The organism is Mesorhizobium sp. M1A.F.Ca.IN.022.07.1.1, assembly GCF_003997575.1.
In the GTDB taxonomy this organism is placed as follows: domain Bacteria; phylum Pseudomonadota; class Alphaproteobacteria; order Rhizobiales; family Rhizobiaceae; genus Mesorhizobium.
Genome location: NZ_RZST01000388.1, coordinates 1 through 4,986, shown reverse-complemented (window position 1 = coordinate 4,986; position 4,986 = coordinate 1). Strand labels below are relative to the sequence as shown.

The 4,986-nt window shown below is 61.6% G+C and carries 5 protein-coding genes and 1 pseudogene; 5 read left to right on the top strand and 1 reads right to left on the bottom strand.

Going from position 1 to position 4,986, the window contains the following annotated elements; translation table 11 throughout:
* From EOA75_RS28570 to EOA75_RS28550, 5 genes are all read left to right on the top strand, one after another.
* Window positions 1–418 (top strand): helix-turn-helix domain-containing protein (locus tag EOA75_RS28570; protein WP_164747618.1); only part of this gene is annotated, 418 nt, incomplete at its 5' end.
* A 285-nt stretch (window positions 419–703) separates the two neighbouring features.
* Entirely contained in the window at window positions 704–1,660 is a 957-nt protein-coding gene (locus EOA75_RS28565) for a helix-turn-helix domain-containing protein (RefSeq protein ID WP_127325739.1), read from the top strand.
* Between the two features lie 147 nt (window positions 1,661–1,807).
* Window positions 1,808–3,325 carry an aldehyde dehydrogenase gene (gene adh / locus EOA75_RS28560; protein WP_127325738.1) on the top strand — a complete coding sequence of 506 codons (1,518 nt, stop codon included), beginning with the start codon at window positions 1,808–1,810 and terminating at the stop codon, window positions 3,323–3,325.
* Window positions 3,326–3,393: 68 nt separating this feature from the next.
* Entirely contained in the window at window positions 3,394–3,732 is a 339-nt protein-coding gene (locus tag EOA75_RS28555; protein WP_127325737.1) for a DUF779 domain-containing protein, read from the top strand.
* A gap of 95 nt (window positions 3,733–3,827) precedes the next feature.
* Window positions 3,828–4,043 (top strand): DUF1858 domain-containing protein, encoded by a 216-nt coding sequence (locus tag EOA75_RS28550; RefSeq protein ID WP_127325736.1) that lies wholly within the window; start codon window positions 3,828–3,830, stop codon window positions 4,041–4,043.
* Between the two features lies 1 nt (window position 4,044).
* Here EOA75_RS28550 and EOA75_RS28545 read toward each other — a convergent pair.
* Window positions 4,045–4,748, bottom strand: a pseudogene (locus EOA75_RS28545) (Crp/Fnr family transcriptional regulator).
* Window positions 4,749–4,986 lie beyond the last annotated feature (238 nt).

Here is a 4,986-nt window from a genome sequence, read left to right as displayed (position 1 = left end):
GGCGGGAGAGACTTTCGGCTTCGAGGCCGATGCCACGCACCACTTCTTCGCCGAAGCGATCAACGCAACCGGCGTGCGGGTCTTTCGTGCCTCTGCGGGAACGGACATGTCCCGCCAGCTCCTGCCCCTGGCTCTCAAGAGCCTTACCCGTGCGCAAGAGCATCTTCTCGTGCTTGGCCGTCAGAACGCCATCGAGCGCGTTGCTGCATTCCTGGTCGAGATTTCGGAGCGTCAGGGCGAACTCAGGCAGGTGGAATTGCCGATGTCGCGGATCGATATCGGCGACTATCTCGGTCTCACGATCGAAACCGTCTCGCGCGTCTTCACCCGCCTGAAGGAGAAAGGCGTGATCCGGCTGCTCAGCCTACGCAGCGTCGAAATCCTCAGGTGGGATACGCTGCTCGCGATGGGGGAATGATTTCATGCGGCCAGTCGCCCGCGCGCATTACTCTGACGACAATGAAAGCGAGGAATTCGGGGTGTCGACCACTCCCCGGCCGGGTCCGGTTGAAACCGTCTCGATAACGCCCGGACCATGCAGCGGCCTCGCAGACCAATAAACACCCATCTCGCATTTGCCTGCTCCTTCTGTCGGATTGACTGGGGCGCTGATTGCATCAGAAATTGCATCCAAACGGCGCAGCCCTCAACCGGACCGGTTGAGAAAGTCGAGAGGCGGGGCAAACTCTGGGAGGACGAGGATTTGGCCGGTCAGCATGCCGACAGAATTCAGGCCGCGATCGCCTCGGACGCGGCGGCGACATCCGCGCTGGTCGCCTCCTGGCGGCGATCTTCCAATTTGCATCGGCTCGATCCGGCCGACCGCAGCCCGGCTCGTTACCTGACGGAGCTGGAACTGGGACGCGCTCGCCAACGGGTCGAACCGCTCATCCGGGCTGCCCAACCCAGTCTCGACCGGCTCTATCTTGCTGTGGGTGGCGTAGGATGCTGCGTGCTTCTGGCTGACCGCGAGGGCGTGCCGGTCGAACGGCGCGGCGCGCCGGCGGATGACGAGACTTTTCATTCCTGGGGTTTGTGGACCGGCTCCGTCTGGAACGAAGAGAGCCAAGGCACCAACGGCATCGGCACTTGCCTGGTTGAGCAGCGAGCGCTGACGATCCATCGCGACCAGCATTTTCATACGCGCAACACGGGGCTGAGTTGCACCACCGCTCCGATCTACGATCACCAGGGTGATCTTGTGGCCGCGCTCGACGTGTCTTCCTGCCGGGCCGATCTTACCGAGGCTTTCGCCAATATAATCTCGGTGGCGGTGGTCGACGCGGCGCGTCGGATCGAAGCGGAGAATTTCAAGATTGCTTTCCCTAAGGCGCGGATTCTGCTGGCGCCAGTCGCCGATAGAGGCTCAGGCGCGCTGATTGCCGTCGATGGGGACGACTTCGTTGTCGGCGCTACCCGGTCGGCTCGCCTGGCGCTTGGAATTACCCAAAAGTATCTCGACAAGCCTATTCCCGCGGCCGATCTGCTTGGTTGGGCGGAGCAAGGCCCTGAATGCCTTGCGGAGGCGGAGCGCGGCGTCCTACAACGCGCGCTGGCGCGGGCAGACGGAAACGTCTCGGCCGCGGCCCAGGCCCTTGGCATCAGCCGCGCGACGCTTCACCGGAAGCTCAGCCGCCTCGACGTCCACAGGCCTCACTGATCACTAGAATCCGCGCATAAGTGTCGCAATTTTGCGCCACTTCCTGCCCGGTCACCGCGTTCAGTGCGGTGACAACGGCGGAGGAAACCGCAAGTCTTTCTCTTCGAAGCGTCGCATCCCGCGACGTCAGCTTTGGGAGGAAGACACATGAATAAGATTGAGTTCTCGCGTTCGGTCAAGCCGCCGTTCGACGCACGTTATGGCAATTTCATCGGCGGCAAATGGTCGGAGCCGCATTCCGGGCGCTACTTCGAGAACTACTCACCAGTCAACGGTCAGTTGCTGTGCGAAGTGGCGCGTTCGGACGCCCAGGACATTGAGGCGGCACTGGACGCCGCCCATGCCGCGAAGGATGCTTGGGGGCGCACCAGCGTCGCGGAGCGCTCGCTTATCCTCAGCCGCATCGCCGACCGCATGGAGGAAAACCTCGATTTGCTCGCATGCGCCGAAACCTGGGACAACGGCAAGCCGATCCGTGAAACGACCGCAGCCGACCTGCCTTTGGCAATCGATCATTTCCGTTATTTCGCCGGTGCCGTGCGCGGTCAGGAAGGCAGCCTTTCCCAGATCGATGACGACACCGTGGCCTATCATTTCCATGAGCCGCTTGGTGTGGTCGGCCAGATCATCCCGTGGAACTTCCCGCTGCTTATGGCGTGTTGGAAGCTTGCACCCGCGCTCGCGGCCGGAAACTGCGTCGTGCTCAAGCCTGCCGAGCAGACACCTGCCGCGATCATGCTGTGGGCCGATCTTGTCGCAGACCTGTTGCCGCCGGGGGTGCTCAACGTCGTCAACGGCTTTGGCCTTGAGGCCGGCAAGCCGCTCGCCTCCTCGCCGCGCATCGCCAAGATAGCCTTTACGGGCGAGACCACGACAGGCCGGCTGATCATGCAATATGCCAGCCAGAATCTGATCCCTGTCACACTGGAGCTGGGCGGTAAGTCACCGAACATTTTCTTCAAGGACGTCGTTGCCGAAGACGACGAATTCTTCGACAAGGCGATCGAAGGTTTCGTGATGTTCGCGCTGAACCAGGGTGAGGTCTGCACCTGCCCAAGCCGCGCACTAATCCACGAGTCAATCTACGACATTTTCATGGAACGCGCTCTCAAGCGCGTAGAGGCGATCGTGCAAGGCGATCCGCTTGATCCGGCAACGATGATCGGGGCGCAGGCCTCGTCGGAGCAGTTGGAAAAGATTCTGTCCTATATCGACATCGGCCGCCAGGAAGGAGCGGAGGTGCTGACCGGTGGCGCCCGCAACGATCTGCCCGGCGATCTGGCGGGCGGCTACTACGTCAAGCCCACCGTGTTCAAGGGGCACAACAAGATGCGCATTTTCCAGGAGGAGATCTTCGGGCCGGTGGTTTCGGTGACGACCTTCAAGGACGATGACGAAGCGCTTGGCATCGCTAACGACACGCTTTACGGCCTTGGCGCCGGCGTCTGGACGCGGGACGGCAACCGGGCCTACCGTTTCGGTCGCGCTATCCAGGCTGGACGCGTTTGGACGAACTGCTATCACGCCTATCCCGCGCATGCGGCGTTTGGTGGCTACAAGCAGTCCGGTATCGGCCGTGAGACGCACAAGATGATGCTCGATCACTACCAGCAGACCAAGAACATGCTGGTGAGCTACAGCCCAAAGAAGCTCGGCTTCTTCTGATCGCCTCTCTGGCTCATAGGCGCGGCTTCAAAGGAGCCGCGTCTGTGCCTGAAGGATGGGGAAAGCCTATGCAAGGGAAGGTCACTGCAACGCCGTCGGCCGTTGAACTTATTGCCGAAATAGTTGCCGAGCATGGCCCGGTGCTGTTCCACCAATCCGGCGGCTGCTGCGACGGCTCATCACCCATGTGCTACCCGCGCGGCGGGTTCATCGTGGGCGAGCAGGATGTGCTGCTCGGTTATATCGCCGAGATGCCGTTCTATATCGGGGTACCGCAATTCGAGGCGTGGAAGCATACCGATCTCATTATCGACGTCGTGCCTGGCCGTGGCGGTATGTTCTCGCTGGACAACGGACGCGAGAAGCGGTTCCTGACACGCTCGAAGATGTGCACTGTTCGAATGTGAAGGGGACGGCATCGAACCGCACGCTCTTTGTCTCAGCGCAACGAGCATCCCGGGAATAGCATGCAACATGCCCGCCTCCGAAGTGGAGAAGCGGCATGAAACGCAAACTCGACGACGATGTGACAATGGACGGGATCATGCGCGGCACGCCAGCGGCGATCCGTGTCGTCCTCCGGCACCGCATGCTCTGCGTCGGCTGCCCGATCGCTTCCTTTCACACCATTTCGGATGCGGCACGCGAGCACGATCTGGACGAGGACCGGCTCCGTCGCGATCTGCAGGCCGTCATGGACCATGATAATCCGGACTAGACTAGCCCTTCGCCGTGCGCCCTTCGGCGACCACAAGCAGTTTATGGGGCTCGACCACGACCACCCTCTGGCGTCCACTCTTGACCAGGCCCTGGTCTTCCCAGGCCGAAAGCAGCCGGCTCACGGTGTGAAGGGTGGTGCCGGTCATTTCCGCGACATCCTGACGTGAAAGCGGGAAATCGATCAGCAGCCCTTCCTCGGTCTTTTTTCCCGACTGTTTAACCAGCTTGAGCAATGCGTGCGCGACGCGCTGCTCCACCTGCTCGGTGGCCATTTCGATGACGCGCGTGTGGGCGTCCTGCAGCCTGCTGCCCACGGTTTTGTAGGTGTTGGCACTGAAATTTGGAAAACTCGTCGCGAATGCGGGCCAGAGCTGACTTGGCCAGGCGAGCACCACGCAGTCGACGGCGGCGATGCGTTTGCCGGATAGGTGGTCCGGCCCAGCGCGCTGGCGATCCCCATCAACTCACCCGGGCTGATGTACCGCACGGTGACTTCATGCCCGTCCGGGGTGGATTTCACGACGCGCACATGGCCGTCGAGCAGCAGGAAGAAGGAATGCGCATCCTGCTCCTGCTCGAAAACCGGCTGGTCCCGGGCAATTCGCATAGACCTCGCCTGACCGACTATCCGGTCGAGATCCGCGGCAGTCGTACCCTCGAAGACACCCAGCCCCGCAATCAGCGATCGGTCGAGATTTGCCAACTGCACCGTCCTCCCCGGCTTCGCCGATCCAAGCGCCCACGCATCCAGACTGTGTCACGGGCGACGGCCCATCGACAAGGTGACACCTCGTTTTCGACGTGCTCCGCGAACCAAGCCTTGTTTGCGCTGGGGCAAACTTCATCCGTCGCACACAGGATAAAAATCAAGATGGGCACCCTGCCCGCTTTCCAGAGAGGCATATGATGGCAATTCCGCGGCCACGGCCAAGCGCTTATCC

Excerpts from the sequence above, each read along its gene's own strand:
- adh (WP_127325738.1), top strand. The coding sequence starts at position 1,808 with ATGAATAAGATTGAGTTCTCGCGTTCGGTCAAGCCGCCGTTCGACGCA.
- EOA75_RS28555 (WP_127325737.1), top strand. The coding sequence starts at position 3,394 with ATGCAAGGGAAGGTCACTGCAACGCCGTCGGCCGTTGAACTTATTGCC.
- EOA75_RS28550 (WP_127325736.1), top strand. The coding sequence starts at position 3,828 with ATGAAACGCAAACTCGACGACGATGTGACAATGGACGGGATCATGCGC.